The sequence below is a fragment of the Streptomyces sp. NPDC088194 genome (assembly GCF_040702025.1).
Lineage (GTDB): Bacteria > Actinomycetota > Actinomycetes > Streptomycetales > Streptomycetaceae > Actinacidiphila.
Genome location: NZ_JBFBIV010000038.1, coordinates 1 through 20,454 on the forward strand (window position 1 = coordinate 1; position 20,454 = coordinate 20,454).

18 protein-coding genes, 1 tRNA gene and 1 pseudogene are annotated in these 20,454 nt (G+C 73.3%); 10 read left to right on the plus strand and 10 right to left on the minus strand.

The window, feature by feature from the left end; translation table 11 throughout:
- From AB0399_RS21620 to AB0399_RS21635, 4 genes are all read right to left on the minus strand, one after another.
- Positions 1-194: Scr1 family TA system antitoxin-like transcriptional regulator (locus tag AB0399_RS21620; RefSeq protein WP_366412445.1), on the minus strand; the 194-nt coding region annotated here is incomplete at its 3' end.
- A complete protein-coding gene (locus AB0399_RS21625) occupies positions 122-454 on the minus strand; it encodes a helix-turn-helix transcriptional regulator (protein WP_366412446.1) in 333 nt (110 codons plus the stop codon). The genes AB0399_RS21620 and AB0399_RS21625, both read right to left, overlap by 73 nt.
- Before the next feature lie 83 nt (positions 455-537).
- Positions 538-639: transfer RNA gene (locus tag AB0399_RS21630), tRNA-Cys, on the minus strand.
- A 4-nt stretch (positions 640-643) separates the two neighbouring features.
- On the minus strand, positions 644-862 hold the full coding sequence (locus AB0399_RS21635; protein ID WP_366412447.1) for a hypothetical protein: 219 nt from the start codon (positions 860-862) through the stop codon (positions 644-646).
- A 350-nt stretch (positions 863-1,212) separates the two neighbouring features.
- On the opposite strand from AB0399_RS21635, the gene AB0399_RS21640 reads away from it, so the two are divergent.
- Complete coding sequence (locus tag AB0399_RS21640; RefSeq protein WP_366412448.1) at positions 1,213-2,559, plus strand: tetratricopeptide repeat protein; 1,347 nt, start codon at positions 1,213-1,215, stop codon at positions 2,557-2,559.
- 168 nt (positions 2,560-2,727) lie between these two features.
- Here the strand turns inward: AB0399_RS21640 and AB0399_RS21645 are convergent, their stop codons facing one another.
- Positions 2,728-3,498 carry an IclR family transcriptional regulator gene (locus AB0399_RS21645; RefSeq protein ID WP_329370675.1) on the minus strand — a complete coding sequence of 257 codons (771 nt, stop codon included), beginning with the start codon at positions 3,496-3,498 and terminating at the stop codon, positions 2,728-2,730.
- Between the two features lie 147 nt (positions 3,499-3,645).
- On the opposite strand from AB0399_RS21645, the gene AB0399_RS21650 reads away from it, so the two are divergent.
- Positions 3,646-5,175 (plus strand): aldehyde dehydrogenase (NADP(+)), encoded by a 1,530-nt coding sequence (locus AB0399_RS21650; protein WP_366412449.1) that lies wholly within the window; start codon positions 3,646-3,648, stop codon positions 5,173-5,175.
- Between the two features lie 96 nt (positions 5,176-5,271).
- Here the strand turns inward: AB0399_RS21650 and AB0399_RS21655 are convergent, their stop codons facing one another.
- Positions 5,272-5,493, minus strand: coding sequence for a DUF488 domain-containing protein (locus AB0399_RS21655; RefSeq protein WP_366412450.1), 222 nt, complete (start codon positions 5,491-5,493; stop codon positions 5,272-5,274).
- A gap of 7 nt (positions 5,494-5,500) precedes the next feature.
- On the opposite strand from AB0399_RS21655, the gene AB0399_RS21660 reads away from it, so the two are divergent.
- The 3 genes and pseudogenes from AB0399_RS21660 to AB0399_RS21670 form a co-directional block, all read left to right on the plus strand.
- Positions 5,501-5,881 carry a type II toxin-antitoxin system RelE/ParE family toxin gene (locus AB0399_RS21660; protein ID WP_366412451.1) on the plus strand — a complete coding sequence of 127 codons (381 nt, stop codon included), beginning with the start codon at positions 5,501-5,503 and terminating at the stop codon, positions 5,879-5,881.
- Entirely contained in the window at positions 5,881-6,219 is a 339-nt protein-coding gene (locus AB0399_RS21665) for a helix-turn-helix transcriptional regulator (RefSeq protein ID WP_366412452.1), read from the plus strand. Before AB0399_RS21660 ends, AB0399_RS21665 begins: the two co-directional genes overlap by 1 nt.
- A 35-nt stretch (positions 6,220-6,254) precedes the next feature.
- Positions 6,255-6,470 (plus strand): annotated as a pseudogene (locus tag AB0399_RS21670) (helix-turn-helix transcriptional regulator); the annotation flags it as partial.
- A gap of 125 nt (positions 6,471-6,595) precedes the next feature.
- Here AB0399_RS21670 and AB0399_RS21675 read toward each other — a convergent pair.
- Positions 6,596-6,970 (minus strand): DUF488 family protein, encoded by a 375-nt coding sequence (locus AB0399_RS21675; protein WP_366412453.1) that lies wholly within the window; start codon positions 6,968-6,970, stop codon positions 6,596-6,598.
- A 31-nt stretch (positions 6,971-7,001) separates the two neighbouring features.
- The gene (locus AB0399_RS21680) at positions 7,002-8,486 is read right to left on the minus strand and encodes an MFS transporter (RefSeq protein WP_366412454.1); all 1,485 of its coding nucleotides are present in this window, start codon (positions 8,484-8,486) and stop codon (positions 7,002-7,004) included.
- Between the two features lie 322 nt (positions 8,487-8,808).
- Between AB0399_RS21680 and AB0399_RS21685 the strand changes: the two genes are divergently transcribed.
- From AB0399_RS21685 to AB0399_RS21705, 5 genes are all read left to right on the plus strand, one after another.
- Positions 8,809-9,771 carry a helix-turn-helix domain-containing protein gene (locus AB0399_RS21685; RefSeq protein ID WP_366412485.1) on the plus strand — a complete coding sequence of 321 codons (963 nt, stop codon included), beginning with the start codon at positions 8,809-8,811 and terminating at the stop codon, positions 9,769-9,771.
- A gap of 275 nt (positions 9,772-10,046) precedes the next feature.
- The gene (locus tag AB0399_RS21690) at positions 10,047-11,402 is read left to right on the plus strand and encodes an SGNH/GDSL hydrolase family protein (protein ID WP_366412455.1); all 1,356 of its coding nucleotides are present in this window, start codon (positions 10,047-10,049) and stop codon (positions 11,400-11,402) included.
- A 33-nt stretch (positions 11,403-11,435) separates the two neighbouring features.
- Positions 11,436-12,536, plus strand: coding sequence for an amidohydrolase family protein (locus tag AB0399_RS21695; RefSeq protein WP_366412456.1), 1,101 nt, complete (start codon positions 11,436-11,438; stop codon positions 12,534-12,536).
- A gap of 356 nt (positions 12,537-12,892) precedes the next feature.
- A complete protein-coding gene (locus AB0399_RS21700) occupies positions 12,893-14,065 on the plus strand; it encodes an SCO1860 family LAETG-anchored protein (protein WP_366412457.1) in 1,173 nt (390 codons plus the stop codon).
- Positions 14,066-14,201: 136 nt separating this feature from the next.
- Complete coding sequence (locus AB0399_RS21705; RefSeq protein WP_366412458.1) at positions 14,202-17,405, plus strand: ABC transporter substrate-binding protein; 3,204 nt, start codon at positions 14,202-14,204, stop codon at positions 17,403-17,405.
- Here AB0399_RS21705 and cobC read toward each other — a convergent pair.
- Together cobC and AB0399_RS21715 are read right to left on the minus strand one after the other, a co-directional pair.
- Positions 17,383-18,990 (minus strand): Rv2231c family pyridoxal phosphate-dependent protein CobC, encoded by a 1,608-nt coding sequence (gene cobC / locus AB0399_RS21710; RefSeq protein ID WP_366412459.1) that lies wholly within the window; start codon positions 18,988-18,990, stop codon positions 17,383-17,385. The two genes, AB0399_RS21705 and cobC, sit on opposite strands and share 23 nt — an antisense overlap.
- Positions 18,987-20,420 carry a cobyrinate a,c-diamide synthase gene (locus AB0399_RS21715; RefSeq protein ID WP_366412486.1) on the minus strand — a complete coding sequence of 478 codons (1,434 nt, stop codon included), beginning with the start codon at positions 20,418-20,420 and terminating at the stop codon, positions 18,987-18,989. Before AB0399_RS21715 ends, cobC begins: the two co-directional genes overlap by 4 nt.
- Positions 20,421-20,454: the final 34 nt, after the last annotated feature.

The following is a 20,454-nucleotide window of genomic DNA, read 5'->3' on the forward strand; positions in this document are numbered from 1 at the left end:
GCGGCGACCTGGGCGCTCAATTGCTTGATGCTGCGCGGGCGGGCGGTGCGGAGCTGTTCTTCGGCGTAGGCGCGGGTCTGGAGGAGGTACGGCACCGCGCTGACCGCGTACTCCTGGACGCTCACCGCGTCGGCTTCCAGGGCGCCAGTCCGAGGAACGGCTTGTCCTTCGCTTCCCGTTTGGCCAGGTGCCACAGCTTCACCAGGAGGTCGCCGGTGCCGTACACCTTGTCCAGCGCGGCAGCCGCCTCCACGGTGCCCAGGCGCTGCCCCCGTTCCAGCCGGTGCAGATACGACTGCTCGTAAAGGCATTTCGCCCCGAGTTCCATCAGCGTCAGCCCCGCGCGCTGCCGCCGGTAGGCCAGTTCGCTCGCGTACAACTCCCGCGCGGACAACCACTCCCAGTCGATGGCGACCTTGGTCCCGCTCCCGCCGCTTACGCTGCTGCCGGCCATACGGAATTCCTCTCTACGGTGATGGTCGTGCTGGTGCTATGTGCGCCGGGGGCCACGGGAATTCCGCTTGCCGGGGCGCCATGTCCCCTTGTCCGGACTCGAACCGGAGTCATCGGGCCTGCCCGCACGCATGAACGGAGAGGGTGCGGTGCCGCCCGGGCTCTTCCTGACTGAGCTACAAGGGGGAGTTCATGAATCAAGGGGGCGACCGGGTGCCACCGGTGGCAGGTCCAGCAGCGCACCACGGCTGTCGGCAACGCGCAGCGCGTCCGACAACGCCGTGCACAAGTGCGTCACCATGCCGTGGAGTTCGGTCTCCGACGGAGCCGCCTCCCGCAGCGTCTTACGCACGAAGCCCAGCAGCTCCCAGCCCATTCCGAGCTGCACCGACTCCATCTCGTCCGCCAACCGCCACAACGCCGACGACGCGCCACCGCCCTCCGAGGCCAGGTAACACGCCCGCCCACCAGGCCCCACCCACGGAAGCCGCCGAGCCCTCACCGCACTACCCCGAAAGGCGCTCGCGTCGTGGCCTCGCCCCCGCGCGGACCGATGGGATCAGCCCTCTTCCACCGCCAACATCCCGTCGGATCGTGCATATCCACCGCTTTCGTCATGTCGTCCACGCTCCGGACCGTGAAGCATGCGGCCGTCTCGGGCGTCCCGTCTCGCTCTAGGCAACCGGTCCACTACGCAGAGCGGTACCGTTGGGACGCAGGGTGTTCTTAAGAGCGTCAAGCGTGGGGAGTGACGCGCACATGGGCGAGCGGCAGCCGAACGAGGATCTGAAGAGGCTGTACACAGCTACGGGTTGGACGCTGCGCCGGTTCGCCCAAGAGGTGAACAGGATCGCAACCGAGCGCGGTACGCCCACGCGATACCAACCACCGTCGGTTCACCAGTGGATCGACGGGCGCCTGCCCAAAGCGGAGATACGTCCCCTGATCCTGGAGGCACTGGCCCGGCGGCTACAACGCCCGGTGACGCACGCGGAAGCCGGCTTTCCCGCGCCTATCCACGACAAGGCCGACGCGAGCACGGTCGAAGGGTTACTCGACCTGGGCAGGCAGGACATGGACCCTTCACGTCGCAGCATCATAGGAGCGGGAGCCAAGCTCTTCTCCGCGGCGCTGGCCATTCCCGGATGGCAGGACGTCGTAGGCCGCATGGAAGCGGTCCAGGCCGGACGGACGCAGCGCATCGGAATGGCCGAGGTCGAATCCGTCGTCGCCATGACGGATCGGCTCTCCGACCTCGACGGACAGTTCGGCGGGCGATACGCACGCCCCATGGCAGCCGCGTTCCTGGTCAACATCGTCGCCCCCTATATGAAGGCTGACGCGCCGAGCGAAGTCCGTAAGGAAATGATGTCCGCCGCGTCATTCCTGTGCTACCTCGCGGGCTGGATGGCGGTGGACGAAGGATCGCACGGCACTGCTCAGCGCTACTACGTCAAGGGCCTGGAGTTCGCGGGCGCCAGCGACGACCACTGGACCTACTGCCACATTCTCCGTGGAATGTCGGTGCAATCCGTCGACCTGGGCCATGGTCCGACGGCGGTGAACTGGGCCAACGCGGCAAGCGAGGCATCTCCCACGGTGGGCCCCAGGATGACGGCTTTCATGGCGGGGCAGCAGGCCCATTCCTACGCGGTCGCGGGGGAGCGCTCCAACGCACTCCGCAGCATCGGGGAAACGGAGGCCGCCCTGAACAAGGCGGAAAGCCAGACCGGGACCTTCGGCGGCTACAACGCCTCCACGCTCGCCTATCACACCGCGCAGGTCAGGCATGCACTGGGAGACGTTTCCGGGAGCGTGGAGTCATTGGAACTGTACTTTCGTCTGCGCAGTTCGAAGAGTGAATCCCGTCGGGGCGATCTGCGTTTCGGTGCGATGCTGGCCGAGCGCCAACTGGGGATCGGACATCTCGATGCCGCCTGCGCCACGTGGATGAAAGTGATGGACGATTACCCGTCGATGAATTCCGACAAGGTGGACAAGCGCGTCAAGGAGATGTTCCGACTGATCCGCCCGCACCTCAAGAACCCGGCCGCGCGCGACCTCTACGAGCGCGCCCGCCTCGCCGCGCCGTCGCTGGCCGCCTGAACGGTGCCGGTTTCCGCCGGCGGCAAGGCCGTTGCAGGCCCTTGCAGGCATGCGGGTGGTTGCCGACCACCTCTGCATGAGCGGGTAGAGGGCCGTATCCGCCCGGGGGGAGCGTCACCCCGAGGGGCGGGTCCGGGCGACCCGGGTGGGGTGGGGCGCCGTCGGACGTCAGAGGCGGCGGGTGGCCAGGAGGAGGCGGTCACGGGCGTCGAACAGGGTGTCCTTGATCATCTGCTCGTGTCCCGGGGTGAGCCGGGCCACCGGCACCGAGCAGCTCACCGCGTCGCGGGCCGGGGTCCGGTAGGGGATCGCGATGCCGAAGCAGCGCAGCCCCAGCGTGTTCTCCTCGCGGTCCACGGCGTAACCCTGCTCGCGGATGACGGCCAGCTCCTCGATCAGCTTCTCGCGGTCGGTGTGGGTGTGCTCGGTGAGCGGTTCCAGCGTCTCCGGAAGGAGCTTGCGCACCTGCTCATCGGTGTACGTGGCCAGCAGCGCCTTGCCGAGGGAGGTGGAGTGCGCGGGCAGGCGGCGGCCGACCCGGGTGAACGGCCGCAGGTAGTGCTGCGACTGTCGGGTGGCGAGGTAGACCACGTTGGTGCCGTCGAGCCGGGCCATGTGGATGGTCTCGCTGGTCTCGTCGGAGAGCCGGTCCAGGGTCGGCCGGGCGGCGGCCACCACCTCGTCGCCGTCGATGTAGGACGTGCCGACCAGCAGCGCGCGCACGCCGATGCCGTACCGCGTGCCGGTCGCGTCGGTCTCGATCCAGCCCAGCTCGACCAGGGTGCGCAGCAGCATGTAGAGGCTGGACTTGGGGTAGCCGACCGACTCCTGCACGGCGGCCAGGCTGTGCATGCCGGGGCGGCCCGCGAAGAACTCCAGCAGCTCCACCGTGCGGACCGCGGACTTGACCTGCGAACCGGCACCCTCGGCAACAGCCATCGCGTCTGACCCCTCTTGTTCGGCCGGGCCGCGTGGACGTAGGCTCGGCGGAGATTCACATGTGAAGACGTTGTTCAGTATAGAGAACAGACCGGAACGACGACGAGCACCGACCGCGTGCAATATGGAAATGTGGAGGTTATTCCGGTGGCAGTACCAGTCTGGAGCGTGGACCCCCGAACCGGGAAGCAGCGCGAGCAGGTCGCCGTCGAGGCCACGGCTGCCGAGGTCGACGCCGCCGTGCGTGCCGCCGCCACCGCGCTCCCCGCCCTCGCCGACCGTAGCGTACGGTCCCGGCTGCTGCGGGCGGCAGCCGGGCTGCTGGAGCGGGACGCCGAGCAGGTGGTGGCCACCGCCGACGCCGAGACCGCGCTCGGCATCCCCAGGCTCACCGGAGAGCTGGCCCGTACCGCGTTCCAACTGCGCTCCTTCGCCGACGTGGTGGACGAGGGCGCGTTCCTGGACGTGATCATCGACCACCCCGACCCGGACGCGAAGCCCATCCCGCGGCCGGACCTGCGCCGGTACAAGATCCCGCTCGGCGTCGTGGCGGTCTACGCGGCCAGCAACTTCCCGCTCGCCTTCTCCGTGCCCGGCGGCGACACCGCCAGCGCGCTCGCCGCGGGCTGCCCGGTCGTGGTCAAGGCGCACCCGGACCACCCGGCCACCTCCGAGCTCACCGCGGGGCTGCTGCGCGAGGCCGCGGTCTCGGTCGGCCTGCCCGCCGACACCGTGGTGCTGCTGCACGGCTTCGAGGCCGGCGTCGAGATGGTCCGGCACCCGCTGGTGGCCGCGGCCGGCTTCACCGGGTCGATCCCCGGCGGCCGGGCGCTGTTCGACGCGGCCGCCGCCCGGCCCCGGCCGATCCCGTTCCACGGCGAACTGGGCAGCCTCAACCCGGTCGTGGTCACCCCGGCCGCCGCCGCCGAGCGGGCCGAGCAGATCGGCACCGGGCTGGCGGGTTCCTTCACCCTCGGCAGCGGGCAGTTCTGCACCAAGCCGGGCCTGGTCCTCACCCCGGCGGGCGCCGACGGGGACCGACTCGTCGCCGCGCTCACCGGCGCCGCGCGGGACGCCGCCACCGGGGTGCTGCTCGACGGCCGGATGCGCGAGAACTTCCTCAAGGGCGCCGCCGCCCGCGCCGCCCTGCCCTCCGTCGCGACCCCCGTCACCGCCGGCAGCGCCGAGGACCCCCTCGCGGTACGCCCCGGCTACGTCGTGGCCGATGCCGCGGAACTGGCCGAACCCGGCGCGTACGACCTGCTGCTGGAGGAGTGCTTCGGGCCGCTCACCGTGGTCGTACGGTACGGCGACGCGGACCAACTCGACGCCGTTCTCGACCGGTTGCCGGGGAACCTCACGGCGACCGCGCACCTCGGGGCGGACGAGGCGGCGACCCCGGGCGGGCCCGCCGCCGCGCTCCTGACCCGGCTCGGCGCGCTCGCCGGACGCGTGCTGGTCAACGGCTGGCCCACCGGGGTCGCGGTCACCGGCGCCCAGCACCACGGCGGGCCCTACCCCGCCACCACCTCCACGTCGACCTCCGTGGGCGGCACCGCGATCGAGCGATGGCTGCGGCCCGTCGCCTACCAGGACACCCCGCCGGCCCTCCTCCCGCCGGAGCTGCGCGACGACAACCCCGCGGGGGTTCCCCAACGGGTCACGGGACGCCCCTGAGCTCGGGGGGCGCCCCGCCCCCGCCCTGCGCTGCCGTGACCTCGCGATGAGCGGCCCCTGGCCATGCGCGGCTCCCTCCGGAAACACCCGGAACCGCTATCGCGGGGAGCCGTCCTCCAGGGACTCCAGGAGTACGGGGACGTGGCTGTGGTCGGGGTTCTTGACCGCGGTGAGGAGGGTGACGGTTCGGGCCGAGGCGAGCCGTCGCAGATGGTCGAGGTCTCCCCGCAGCTCCGGCGCCGCCAGCTCCGCACGGTAGCGGCGGGAGAACTCGTCGTAGCGGTCCGGTTCGGCGTGCAACCCCGGGTCATATATCATGGGTGTTATGGACGGCGGGCGGTACTCGATCGAGATCGAGCCTGAGGTGCGGCTGTGGCTGGAGAACATTCCCGCCCAGCACTACAAGCAGGCCGAACGCGTCGCCGACCTCCTCGCCGAGCAGCCCACCACGCTCGACGAACCGCATTCCCGCCACCTGGGCGGCAAGCTCCGTGAGCTGCGCTTCCGCCTCGGCGATGCCCACCAGCGCATTACCTACTGGCTGGCGCCCGAGCGACGAGTCGTGCTGCTCACCGTGTTCCGCAAGACCAAGATGCGCGAGCAGGCCGAAGTGGATCGAGCCCACGCCGTTCAACGGCTGTGCGAAACCGAGCACCAGGCGGCCTTCGAGCACGACCTCTACAGTCGCGACCTCAAGGAGGACTGATGAAGCACAGCGAATGGAGGACCCGCCGCCACCGCCGGCTGATCGGCGAACACCTCGACACGGACCCCGAGTACGACCGCGTCTACGAAGAAGCCGGCCTGGCCATGACGCTGGGCAAGGCCGTCTACGACCGGCGTAAGCAACTCGGCCTGAGCGAGGCCGACCTGGCCGAGCGTCTGCACACCACCACCGACGAGATCGAAGGCATCGAGACCGCCACCGAACTGCCGCCCATCGTCGTCATCATGCGCCTGGCCCGAGCCCTGGACCTCACTGTCGACATGCATCTCGCCCCTGGGGACGAGACGACCGTCACCATCGTCACCCCGGCCGCCTGACCCCGGGAGGAGCCATGCTTGACGCCCCCACGGTCCTCGCCCGCGAACTGGGCCGGCTCGTCCACGACCGGCGCACCGAGCTCGGACTGTCCCAGGCCGAACTGGCTGAGCGGTGCGGGATGAAGCAGCCGCAGATCTCCCGCTTCGAAGCCGGCGGAACCGTGCCCACGCTTCCGCTGCTGCGCCGCCTGGCCGGTGCCCTTGGCGCCGACTTGACCATCAGTCTCACTCCGCACGACGAAGCCGCTTGACGTGGCTTCGAACCCGGAAATCCCCTGAACGATCCAGACCGTCGACGGCAGCCGTGACGGCAACACGGTCGCAGATGACCGTCGGATCGTCGGTGTAGTGGATCACGTTGGTACCCCTGGCGCGGTCACGGTGGGGAGCCGTCCTCCAGGGACTCCAGGAGTACGGGGACGTGGCTGTGGTCGGGGTTCTTGACCGCGGTGAGGAGGGTGACGGTTCGGGCCGAGGCGAGCCGTCGCAGATGGGCGAGGTCTCCCCGCAGCTCCGGCGCCGCCAGCTCCGCACGGTAGCGGCGGGAGAACTCGTCGTAGCGGTCCGGTTCGGCGTGCAACCACTTCCGCAACTCGCCCGAGGGGGTGAGGGACTTGGGCCACTCGTCGACGGCCGCGGCCTCCTTGGACAGGCCGCGCGGCCAGAGCCGGTCGACCAGGACCCGTACCCCGTCGCCGGACTCGGGCGGGTCGTAGACCCGGCGTACCCGGAACCCGCTGGTGGACGTCATGACGGACCTCCTCGGCCCCCCGCGTTCGGCCTCATTCCGTGCCCTCTCCCAGCTTGCGGCCTTCCGCCCCGGACGGCTCGTTCCGGGGGGCGCGGGGGGCGAGTGCGGTCGCGAGCGCGGTGGCGGCGAGCAGGGCCGCCGAGATCAGCAGCCCCTTCCGCATCCCGGTCACGAAGTGCGTACGCCCGCCGACCAGCGCGCCGAAGACCGCGACGCTGAGCGCGCCGGAGACCTGGCGGGCGGCGTTGAGGACGCCGGCCGCCATCCCGGCCCGTTCGGCCGGCACCGCCCCCATCGCCGCGGCCGTGAGCGCGGGCACGGCGAGCGCGGCACCGAGGCTCAGCGGCATCATCGCGACCGCGGTCAGCACCGCCGGTGTGCCCGCGCCCACCGACAGCAGCACCAGCAGCCCGGCCACCGCCACGCTCTGGCCGACGAGCATCGGCGCCCTGGGCCCGTAGCGATTGGTGATCCTGCCCGACGCCACGTTCACCACGGAGATCAGCAGCGTCATCGGCAGGAACATCAACCCCGCGGTCAGCGCCGACTCGCCGCGTACCTCCTGGAAGAACAGGCTCAGCACGAAGACCACCCCGAAGAAGCCGAAGGTGACCGCGGCGCCGGTCGCGATCGACGTCGCCGCGGTGCCGTTCCGGAACAGCCCCAGCGGCACCACCGGGTGCGGGTGCCGGGCCTCGATCGCCAGGAACCCCGCCAGCGCGAGCGCGGCCACCGCACCCGCCACCGCGCCCGTCCGGCCGCCCTCGATCACCGCGTACGTCAGCGCGGCCAGCGCCACCACCGCGGTGGTCTGCCCGGGCAGGTCCAGCGGGGCCGGGCGGCGCGGGGAGCGGGCCACCCGGGCCGAGAGCACCAGGGCGGCCAGGCCCACCGGCAGGTTGATGAAGAAGATGGCCCGCCAGCTCCACCCCGTGGTCAGCGCGCCGCCCGCCACCGGGCCGAGCGCCAGGGCGGTCGAACCGCCCGCCGCCCAGACCGAGATGGCGCGCGCCCGCTTTCGCGGGTCGGGGAACGCCTGCCGCACCAGCGCCAGCGAGGCGGGCAGCACCACGGCCGCCGCGCTGCCCTGCACCACCCGCGCGGCCACCAGCACCGCCAGGTTCGGCGAGAGCCCGCACGCCACGGACGCGACGGTGAAGACCGCGGTTCCGATCGCGAACGCCCGGCTCGCGCCGACCCGGTCCGACAGCGCGCCGGTGGACAGCATCAGCGACGCGAACGCGAGGGTGTAGCCGTCCACCACCCACTGCAACGCGGCCAGCCCGCCGTGCAGTTCGTGGCCCATCGCGGGCAGGGCGACGTTCACCACGGACGAGTCGAGGGTGACCAGGACGAAGCCGATCAGTGCGGCCGCCAGGGTCAGGGCGGGGGAGGCCGTGGCCGAAGCGGCGCCCGGCGCCGGGCCCGCGCCGTCCCCGCTCGTCGTGCGCGGGAGGTCCAACCGCTCTTCGCACGGCGGCAGATGGGGCTCGGGGGTGATGAGTTCCTCTGGCATGCCCTCAGCCTGCCGACGGCCGGACGCGTAGAGTAGTGGCCGGAATGCCACGCTCCCGGAGGTTCTGGCCATGAAGACCGCAGGGTCCGAAGCGACGCACGAGCCGCCCGAGCCGAACGAGCCGTACGACTTGCACGAGCCGCCCGAGCCGAACAAGCCGCCCGCGGTGAACGCGGCCAACGCGGCAGCCCGACCCCACGCGATGAAGAAGCGGCCGCACGCACGTCCAACGGCCCAAGGACCCACCGCGCCCGACGCACCGCGCACCCCGCCGGTGCCCGCCGGACGGCCCGTACCGCCGCCCGTCGCCGCCGAGCCGTTCATCTGCCCGCGCCCCCACCGCGTCGCCGTCATCGCCTCGGAACCCGTCTCGCTGTTCAACCTCGCCCTGCCCGAAATGCTGCTGCTCAAGGTCGAGGTGGACGGCCGGCCCGGCTACGAGGTCGAACTGTGCACGCCCGACCCCGGTCCGGTCGCCACCAGCGGCGGCGCCGACGTGGTGATCCGCAGCGGCCTGGACACGCTCGACCGGGCCGACACCGTGATCGTGGCCGGCACCGGCGCCGCCGAGGACCCCGACCCGCGCGTCCTGGAGGCGCTGCGGGCCGCCGCGACGGCCGGGAAGCGGATCGCGTCCATCTGCACCGGCGCCTTCCTGCTCGCCGAGGCCGGACTGCTCGACGGCCTCCACGCCACCACCTACTGGGCGTACACCCGGCAGTTCGCGGAGAAGTACCCCGACGTGGTCATCCAGCCCGACGTGCTCTACGTGCAGGACGGCCGCATGCTCACGTCCTCCGGCTACGCGGCCGGCATCGACCTGTGCCTGCACCTGGTGCGCACCGACTACGGCGCCGCGGTCGCCAACGCCGTCGCCCGCCTCGCCCTGGTCGCGCCCGTACGGCCGGGCGGCCAGGCGCAGTTCACCGACACGCCGCTGCCCGCCGAGACCGGCACGTCGCTCGCCGAGACCCGCGCCTGGGCGATGACCCGGCTCGACCGGCCGCTGACCCTCACCGACCTCGCCCGCCACGCCGCCGTCAGCGTCCGCACCCTCACCCGCCGCTTCCATGCCGAGACCGGCCTCAGCCCGCTGCAGTGGCTGCTCCACCAGCGACTGGAACGCGCCCGCGAACTGCTGGAGACGACCACCCTCCCGGTCGACCAGGTCGCCCGCGCCAGCGGCCTCGGCACCGCCGACTCCCTCCGCCAGCACCTGCTGCGCCGCGTCGGCCTGACCCCCTCCGACTACCGCGCCGCCTTCACCCGCCTTCCCGTGGCCTGAACCCCCGGCGCACCGGGCCGTGACGCGGGCGCCGGCGCGGGGCGGTGGAACCGGAACGGCCCCCCGGTGCGTCACCGTTCCGGTGGCGCCCGCCCCCGGGGACGGGCGTGTGCGGGTGTGGGGAGAGCGAGCCCGTGGGACGCTGATGTGGTCTTCACCCGTGCTCCGCATATGCTTTCGGAAGGGCTGTAGACATGCGACGGAACGCCGCCCGGCACGGGGCGTCCGATACGGCCGACAGCAGGCCGCACGGAACGACGTTGGGGGAAAGCCGCATGTCCCGCGCCCGCGGTGCCACCCGCACCCGTACCCGTATCGACAAAGCGACCCGTTCCCGCAGGTGGGCGTTGCGCCGCTCGGTGCTGGCGCCCGCGGCCGGGGTGGTCGCGGCGGCGACCGTCGGCGCGCTGCTGGTGTCCAACGCGCGTGGCGCGCACCACGACGACGCGCGGGGCGGCCAGGCGGAGCCCACCGCGTCCGCCGGCCGGCAGGGCGACGCGGCGCACCCGGGCCGGGTCGGCGCCTGGGAGAGCGCGATGAGCGCGGGCGGGCCCTCGTTCCGGCGGCAGACGATACGGATGGTGGTGCACACCAGCGTCGGCGGTTCCGGCCTGCGGATCAGGATCTCCGACCTGCGCGGCGAGCAGGGCCTCGCGGTGGGCGCCGCCGACGTCGCCGAGCAGTACGACGGCGGTCGCGCCGTCGCCGGCACCCACCACCGGGTGACCTTCGGCGGCTCCCGCTCCACCACCGTCGCCGCGGGCACCGAGGAGTACAGCGACGTCATCCCGATGCGGGTCGCCGCCGACCAGAACCTGCTGGTCAGCCTCTACCTGCCGGGACCGACCGGCGCCTCCACCTTCCACCGCGAGGCGTACGAGACGACGTATGTCTCCACCGACGGCGTCGACCACGCCGCCGACGACTCCGCCGCGGGCTACGCGCGCACCCGCACCTCCTGGTACTACCTGTCCGGCCTCGACGTGGTCTCGCCGACCGCGCACGCGACCGTGGTGGCCTTCGGCGACTCGATCACCGACGGCTACCACTCGACCGCGGGCGCCAACCGGCGCTGGCCGGACCAGCTCGCCCGGCGGCTCGCCTCGGCGCCCGGCGGGCAGCGACTCGGGGTGGTCGACGCCGGCATCGCCGGGAACCGGCTGCTCACCCAGGCGCCGGAGATCTACCGCGGCCCGAGCGGGGTGCACCGCTTCGCGGACGACGCCCTCAGCGAGCCCGGCGTCAAGGACGTCATCCTGCTCGAAGGCGTCAACGACCTGAGCAACGACCTCAACAGCACCGGCGGCCCGCTGACCGCGCAGAACCTGATCGACGGCTACCGCGCCCTCATCACCCGCGGACACGCGGCCGGGGTCCGGATGATCGGCGGAACGATTCTTCCCTACAGCCGGCTCAGCCCGGCGATGAACGCGATCCGCGTCCAGGTCAACCAGTGGATCAGGACCAGCGGCGCGTTCGATGCGGTGGTGGACTTCGACCGGGCCCTGCGCGACCCCTCCCACCCCGACGCGATGGCCCCCGCCTACGACTCCGGCGACCACCTGCACCCCAACGACGCGGGGATGCTGGCGATGGCCGACGCGGTCGACCTCAACGCGCTGGTCTCCTGACGGAGCCGCCGGCCGGGTCAGTACAGTGCCGGTATGGGAGCCGGAGCCGAAGAGGTGCTGCACGTCAGGGGCCGGGTGCTCGCCGGGCCCGACGACGCGGCGGTCAGGGACGAACTGTGGGTGGTCGGCGGGCGGATCACCTACCGGCGACCCGCCGCCGAGGTCACCGCGACCGCCGACGGGTGGGTGCTGCCCGGGCTGGTGGACGCGCACTGCCACGTCGGCCTCGACGCGCACGGCGCCGTGGACGAGGCGACCACCGAGAAGCAGGCGCTGACCGAGCGCGAGGCGGGCGCCCTGCTGCTGCGCGACGCCGGAACTCCCGCCGACACCCGCTGGATCGACGGCCGCGAGGACCTGCCGAAGATCATCAGGGCCGGCCGGCACATCGCCCGCACCCGCCGCTACATCCGCAACTACGCCCACGAGATCGAGCCCGGGGACCTCACCGCCTACGTGCGCCGCGAGGCCCGCCGGGGCGACGGCTGGGTGAAGCTGGTCGGCGACTGGATCGACCGCGGGATCGGCGACCTCGCGCCGTGCTGGCCGAAGGACGCGCTGCGCGAGGCGATCGCGGCCGCCCACGAGGAGGGTGCCCGGGTCACCGCGCACTGCTTCGCCGAGGACTCCCTCACCGACCTGGTGGCCGCCGGGATCGACTGCGTCGAGCACGCCACCGGGCTCACCGACGACACCATCCCGCTCTTCGCCGAGCGCGGCATCGCCATCGTGCCGACCCTGGTCAACATCGCCACCTTCCCGCAGTTGGCGGCCGGCGGCGCCGCCAAGTTCCCCCGCTGGTCGGCCCACTTGGAGCGGCTGCACGCCCGCCGCCACCAGACGGTGCGGGACGCGTACGACGCCGGCATCCCGATCTACGCGGGCACCGACGCGGGCGGCAGCCTCGCCCACGGGCTGGTCGCCGGCGAGGTGGCCGAACTGGTGCGCGCCGGGCTGCCGCACACCGCCGCGCTGTCCGCCGCGACCTGGGGCGCCCGGCAGTGGCTGGGCCGCGCCGGCCTGGAGGAGGGCGCGCCCGCCGACCTGGTGGTCTACGAGGCGGACCCGCGCGAGGACGTCCGGGTGCTGGCGGCGCCGCGCCGGGTGGTGCTGCGCGGCCGCACGGTGGCCTGAGCGGCGGTCTCGACGGCGGCGGCACGCTGACCTGAGCGGTGGTCCGAACGGCGGCGGCACGGCGATCGCGACGACGGCGGGGCGGGTGGCACGCCGGTCCGAAGAACTGCGGCGGCCCGCTGGTTTGAGCGGCGGCCCGGATCGGAGCCCCGCCCAGTCTCCCGGGTGAAGCGTACAGAACGGCCGTACGCCGGGAATCGAAGAAATGCACGGAAACCACCCTTCTGGGTGAACTGGCGCCGTGTAGCGGTCAATTCACCCTCAGTGCGTAAATATTGCCGGGTCGAGGTCCCCGGGTGCTGTCCCCAATCAGCGCGCGCCGGGGGCTCCATCCCATACGTGGGGGTTTCCCAACCGTGTACCGCACCATCAACTTCCGCCTGCCCGCACGCCGTTCGGTCGCCGTCATCGGCGCCGCCACGGCCGTTGCCGCCGGGGCCGTACTGGCCGTCGCACCGGCGGTGCAGGCGACGCCCGCGACCGCGCACGACTCCGGGGCCGCCACGGCCACGGACCTGCGCGCGGGCCTGGACGTGTCCCTGCTCGGCAAGACCGTGGACGTGCCGGTCAACGTCTCCCTGAACGACGTGCACGCCCCGGCCGACGCCAAGGAGACCGCGCTGACCGTCACGGTCGGCCACGGTGTCGAGGCGGGCCGGGCCGTCAACCTGCTGCGCGCCTCGGTCGCCACCGCGAACGCCACCACCAGCCGCGACAAGGCCGAGGGCGTCGCCAACATCGCCGCTGCGAACCTGCACGTCCCCGGGCTGCCGCTGCTGTCCCTGATCAAGCTGGACGCGGTGACGTCCACGGCGACCTGCCAGGTCGGCCACCGGCCGACCGCGTCCTCGCACCTGGCCGGCCTCACCGTGCTCGGCAAGCGCACCGAGCTGTCGGCGATCGGTGTCACCAAGGTCGCCGTCCCCGGCGTCGGCGAGGTGGACCTGGAACTGACCAACGCCGTCACCACCTCGAACACCGCCGCGGCCACGGCGCTGCACCTCAAGGTCGACATCGACCCGCTGAGCCTCGGCGTCGCCCACGTGACCGGGGACGTCACGCTCGCCCAGGCCACCTGCCGCACCCCGAAGGGCGACACCGGCTCGTCCGGCGGCTCGTCCTCCGGTGGCTCCGGCAACGGCGGTACGTCCTCGGGGAGTTCCTCCAGCGGGGCGGGCAACGGCGGTTCCACCGGCGGGCACTCCTCCGGCGGTTCCTCCAACGGGGGCAGCGCGAGCGGCGGTTCGAGCAGCGGCTCCTCCGGCAGCAGCGGGTCCGCCGGCTCCTCCGGCAGCGGCGGTTCGAGCGGCGGCTCCTCCGCGTCCGGCGGCTCGGGCGGTTCCGGCACCCACACCCAGACCGTCGCCGACACCGCGAGCACCGGCAACCTCGCCGAGACCGGCGCAAGCTCCAACATGCCCTACTTCGCGGGCGGCGCCGCGGCACTGGTGGCCGCCGGCGCGCTGACCTTCGTCGTCACCAACCGCCGCCGCAGGGAGGCCGGTTCGTCCGCCGACGGCGACGCGTGACCGCCACAAGGCGGTAACAAGCGCGGGGGGCGGCACCGGCGGTGGTGCCGCCCCCCGTACTCTGTTCCTCACACCCGGGGCCGGGGGACCACCGCGCCATGGGCACTGACACGGTGGGGCAACAGGGCGGGCGGGCATGAGCGACGGGCTATTCGCGGGCAGATACGAACTCGCGGAGCTGCTCGGCTCCGGTGGCATGGCCCGGGTGCACCGCGCCCGGGACACCCGGATGGGCCGGGTGGTCGCGATCAAGACCCTGATACCGGAGCTGGCGCAGGACCCCGACGCCCGCCGCCGGTTCGCCCGCGAGGCGCACGCCGCCGGGGTGCTGAACCACCCCGGCATCGTCACCGTCCACGACCAGGACGAGTACCAGGACGGCGACACCGTCGTGCCGTACCTCGTCATGGAGTACGTACGCGGCGGCACGCTGGCCCAACTCGTCCGCGAGCAGGCCCCGTTCGAGCCGGAGCGGGCGGTGCGGATCGTCTGCGACATCCTCGACGCGCTCGCCCACGCGCACAGCCACGGCACCGTGCACCGCGACGTGAAGCCCGCCAACGTGATGGTCACCGAGGAAGGCGCCATCAAGGTCGCCGACTTCGGCATCGCCCGCGTGATGGACACCGACACCCGGCTGACCACGGTCGGCTCCTCCGTCGGCACCCCCAGCTACATGTCGCCCGAGCAGGTCAATGGCGGCGACGTGGACGCCCGCAGCGACGTCTACGCGGTCGGCTGCGTGCTGACCGAACTGCTCACCGGCAAGCCGCCGTTCCACGAGGGCACCCCGCTGAGCCTGATGTACTGGCACGTCCACGCCGAGCCGCCGGCGCCCTCCACCCGCAATCCGAGGGTGCCCGCGGAGCTGGACGCCCTGGCGCTGGCCGCGCTCGCGAAGGACCCCGCCGACCGTCCCGCCGACGCCGGGGTCTACCGGGCCCGGCTGTGGGCCTGGCTGACCGCCGCCCGCTCCGCCACGGTGAACGGGCCGGCCACGCTGCCGCCGAGGGACTTCGGCCTGCCGCCGGCCACCGCCCCGACGAACGCGCCGACGAGCGCGCCGACCGACGCCCCGGGCGCCGACCCGCGCGCCACCTTCGGCGTCGGCAGCGCGCTGCCCTCGCTGCCCGCCCAGGGCACGCCGCCGCGAACACCCGGCCCGTACCAGGGAGTTCCGGGTCCGCAGTTCCCGCAGAACCCGTCAGCGCAGCAAGGGCAGCAGGGCTCTCAGTCCCCGCAGCCGCCCGCGCCCTCGCAGCCCTCCACACCCCCGCCGCCGTCACCCGGCCCGGCCGAGCACCCCGCGTACTCGCGCAGCCCGCAGGTGCCGCTGCCCCCGCCGTACCAGCCGAGCACCCCGCCGCCGGTCAACAACGGCGCCGCGCGGCAGCAGCAGCCGCTGATGCAAGGCGGGCCGCCCCTGCACGGGGGTATGCCGCCCGGGCCCGGACTCGGCTCCGTCCCCGGCCCGCGTGCCGGCATGCCGCCCGGCCCGAAGCCGACCTGGAGCGGCCGCCGCAAGATCCTCACCGCGGTGGCCGGGGTCGCCGTCGCGGGCATCACCGTCTCCGTCGTGCTGGCCACCGGCGCCCTCGGCGGCGGCGGCACGCCCGACCCCACGCCCGACCCGCACCCGCCGACGACGGCGCCGGTCGACCAGCAGGCCGCCCTCCAGCGGCACGGCGGCAAGCAGGGCGCCGGCTACAACGGCGGCACCGAGGGCGTGGTCCGCCCCTCCGTGCAGACCGGCGGCACCGTCCAACTGGCCACCTCCTACCTCGACGACAGCCTGCTGGACCCCGCCGACACCTACGACCCCGGCGCCTGGAACGTCCAGCGGCTGCTCTACCGCAACCTCGTCAGCTACGCGCCCGCGCCCGGCGACAAGGGCCGCGCGCTCCTGCCCGACCTGGCCACCACCACCGGCGACGTCAGCAGCGACGGCCTGACCTGGACCTTCCACCTGAAGAAGGGCCTGCGCTTCCAGGACGGCTCGACGATCACTTCCAAGGACGTCAAGTACGGCGTCGAGCGCAGCTTCGACCGCGACGTGCACTCCGGCGGGGCGACCTACTTCCCCGACCTGCTCGACGAGGGCCAGCACTACCCGGGGCCGTACAAGGACTCCGACCCCGACAAGATGGGCCTGAAGTCGGTGGCCACCCCCGACGACAGCACCGTCGTGTTCACCCTCGCCAAGCCCTACGCCGACTTCCCGTACATCCTCGCGATGTCGGCCGGCGCCGTGGTGCCGCCCAGCGCCGACACCGACGGCGGCAAGGGCTACGAGCAGAAGCCGATGGCCAGCGGCCCCTACAAAGTGGCCAGTTACGTCAAGGGCAAGTCGCTGCACCTGGTCCGCAACACCGAGTGGGACGCGACCACCGACCCGGTCCGCTCCCAACTGCCCACCGGGTACCAGGTGAAGTCCTACGACTCCCAGGCCGAGGTGGAGCAGGCGCTGCTCGACGGCACCGCCGACCTGGACTTCAGCGAGGTGATGTTCGACGACGAGACCGAGGCGAAGATCATCAACAGCTCGGCGCAGAAGTCGAACGTGGACCTCGCCTACACCGGAGCGACCCGCTACCTGAGCCTGCGCACCGACACCGCACCGTTCGACAACGTCTCCTGCCGCAAGGCCGTCGCGTACGCCGTGGACCGCGCCGAGGTGGAGGCCGCGCTCGGCGGCCAGTACGAAGGCGGCGAGGTCGCCACCACGATGCTGCCGCCCAGCAACGACAGCCACGACCCCAAGGCGAACCTGTACTCCAGCAGCGCCGGCGAGGCGGAGGACACGTACGCCAAGACCGAACTCAGCCAGTGCGGGATGCCGAACGGCTTCAGCACCACGCTGGTCGGCCTCTCGGGCGCCTCCAAGAGCGAGCAGGCCATGCAGGCGGTCGCCACCGCACTGGAGAAGGTCGGCATCAAGGTCACCGTCAAGACCATGGACTCCGGCGCCTTCTACGACACCCTGCTGTCCCCGAGCAAGCTCAAGGCGGCCAAGTGGGGCATGGTGTACACCGGTTGGATCGGGGACTACCCGACCGGCGGCGGCTTCCTGCGCCAACTCGTCGAGCCGGACTCCGGCACCAACTACTCGGGCCTGGACGACAGCAGCCTCAACGCCATGGTCGACCAGGCCGACGCGCTCACCGACCCGTCGGCCGCGACCGAGGCATGGACCAAGATCGACGCGCGGGTCATGCAGGACGCCGCGATGGTGCCGCTCGTCTACGACCGGCACCTGGTCTACCGCGGCCCGCGCCTGACCAACGTCTACCAGCAGCAGGTGATCGGCCAGATCGACCTCAGCGCGCTGGGAGTGAAGTGAGCACCGCGGACAGCGCGTTGACGAACCCGTCGGTGGTGCGGCGATCCCGCACCGCGACCCGCAGCCAGTCCGGGCCGAGGCCGGGGAAGGTGTCGCCCCGGCGCACCGCGTAGCCCGACTCCCGCAGCGCCGCGCGTACGTCGGCCGCGCCCGGTATCCGCAGCAGGACGAACGGCGCCGCGGGCGCGTCCCCGGCCGTGCGGACCCGCGGCACCTCCCGCAGCCGCTCCACCAGGTACGCCCGGTCCGCGGTGACCTGCCGGGCCGCCTCGGCGGCCTCCGTACGGGCCCGCGCCGACACGCACGCCTCCGCCGCCGCCAGCGCGGGCGAGGAGACCGCCCACAGCGGCTGCGCCGCCGCCAACTCCGCGATCAGCTCCGGCGCCCCCAGCACGTAGCCGACCCGCAGCCCGGCCAGGCCCCACGTCTTGGTCAGGCTGCGCAGCACCACCAGGCCGGGCACCGTGTCCGCCCCGCCGGTCCCGGCCACCCCGGCCAGCGACTCGCGCTCGCCCGGCACCGCGTCCATGAACGCCTCGTCCACCACCAGCGTGCGCCCGGGCCGGGCCAACTCCCGTACCAGCGCCGCCGGGTGCAGCACCGACGTGGGGTTCGTCGGATTGCCGAGCACCACCAGGTCCGCGTCCGCCGGGACCCGGTGCGGATCGAGCCGGAACCCGTCGGAGGCGTCCAGCAGCACCCGCTCCACCGCGTGCCCGGCCGCCCGCAGCGCCGCCTCCGGCTCCGTGAACTGCGGGTGCACCACCACCGCGCGCCGCGGCCGCAGCACCCGCGCCAGCAGCACGAACGCCTCGGCCGCGCCCGCCGTGAGCAGCACCTCCGGGTCCGCCCGGCCGTGCCGGACCGCCACCGCGTGCCGCGCCGGCCGGCCGTCCGGATACGCCGCCAGCCCTGCCAGCGTCCCCCCGATCACCTCGGCCAGCCACGCCGGCGGTGTCCCCGCCCGCACGTTCACCGCGAGGTCGACCAGGCCCTCGCCGACCTCCGCGTCGCCGTGATGCCGCAGGTCATGGCCATCGGGGTACACGTCTTGGGCTCCAGAGTGCGGGAAGGGGAGGGGGAGGGGAGCGCGGGCGACGGCGACCGTGGCGTGTGCCGACTTCCGCTTGGCGAGGGCGAGTTCGGCGCCGGGACCGGCGGCGAGGAGTGCCGCGGCCTCGGCGACGGACGGGGTGCCGAGCGCGCCGAGCGCGGCCTCGGACGGCGTCGGCACCGCCACGCGCGCCAGCACGGCCGGGTCGAAACCGACCACCGCCACCCCGAGTTGCTCGGCGGCTCCGGCGATCGCGGGCGCCCGCTCCTTCCCGGTGACCGTGGCCAGCACCGCCACGGAGCATCCGCCGCCCCCGCCGAGCCCGGCGCCGGTGAGCCCAACAGCCGTGTCCGGGGCGGCCGTTGATCCGTCCGGTGGGCCGGGGGAACGGCTCGCCCCGGGGTGCGGCGCCCGCGCCCGCGGCAGCAGAGCCGCTTCGGCCTCCGCCAGCGCCGCCCGGATCAGGCCCAGTACCTCCGCCGCGTCCGCCGCGCCGCTCGCGCCCACGCCGACGTGGAACCGCTCGCTCATCGAGGCGGCCGGGCGGCGCAGGAGGCGACGAAGCGCCGGGCGAGGGAGGGCGCCGCGGCCCAGTGGGTGTGCAGGTAGGAGGCGTGCACGCGGTGCTGGACGAAGCCCTCGACCCGGCGTTCGGGGCGGACGAAGCCCCACGCCGGTGCCTGGCCCGCACCCGGTTCGACCCGGGTGCGGTGGAACTCGTGCCCCCGGACCCGGGTCCCGGCCGCGGCCAGCACGCTGTCGCCGACCGCGACCGCCTCGCGGTAGCCGAGCGTGAGCCGGGCGTTCATCTCGGCCTTCGCGTCGAGCACCCCGCACATCGGCCGCCCGTCCAACTCCCGCACCAGGTAGAGCAGTCCGGCGCACTCCGCGGCCAGCGGACCGGAGAAGCGGGCGACCTCGCGGCGCAGCGCACCGTTCGCGGACAGCTCGGGAGCGTACATCTCGGGGAAGCCCCCGCCGATCACGACGCCCTGGGTGCCGGCGGGCAGCGCCTCGTCGGTGAGCGGGTCGAACTCCACCACGTCGGCGCCCGCGGCGGTCAGCAGTTCCTCGTGCTCGGGGTAGGCGAAGGTGAAGGCGGCGCCGCGGGCCACCGCGACCACGGGCCGCCGGGCCGTACGCCCCGCCGCCGGTGCGTCCGCCGACGTGCCTGCCGGACGGCCGTCCGCCGTGCCTGTCACCGAGCCCGTCACCGCGTCCGACACCGAACCCGACACCTCGCGCGCCGGGTCCCACGCCGGTCCCGCCAGCGGGGGAGCGGTACGCGCCAGCGCCAGCAGCGCGTCCAGGTCGCAGCCGGCGGCGACCCGGTCGGCCACCGCCCGCACCCACGCCAGCGCCTCCGCGCGCCGCTCGGCCACCGGCACCAGCCCGAGGTGGCGCGCGGGCACCGCGAGCACGTCGGAGCGGCCCAGCGCGCCCAGCACCGGAATCCCGACCTCCTCCAGCGCCGCGCGCAGGATCTCCTCGTGCCGTGCCGAGCCGACCTTGTTGAGCATCACCCCGCCCAGCCGCACCCCCGGGTCGAAGGAGGCGAAGCCGTGCACCAGCGCCGCCACCGAGCGGGCCTGCGCGGACGCGTCCACCACCAGCACCACCGGCGCGGACAGCACCTTGGCGACCTGCGCGGTCGAGGCCAACTCGCCGTGCCCGGTGGCGCCGTCGAACAGCCCCATCACGCCCTCGACCACGGCGAGCCCCGCACCGGCCGCCCCGTGCAGGAACAGCGGCACCATCCGCTCCACCCCGCACAGGTACGGGTCGAGGTTGCGGCCCGGCCGGCCGGTGGCGAGCGCGTGGTAGCCCGGGTCGATGTAGTCGGGGCCGACCTTGTGCGGGGACACCGCGAGGCCGCGCGCGGCGAAGGCGGCCATCAACCCGGTGGCGACCGTGGTCTTGCCGCTGCGCGAGGACGGCGCGGCGATCACGAAGCGCGGCACCGAGGCCCGGCCCGCGGCGGAGGCCGAAGCCGTA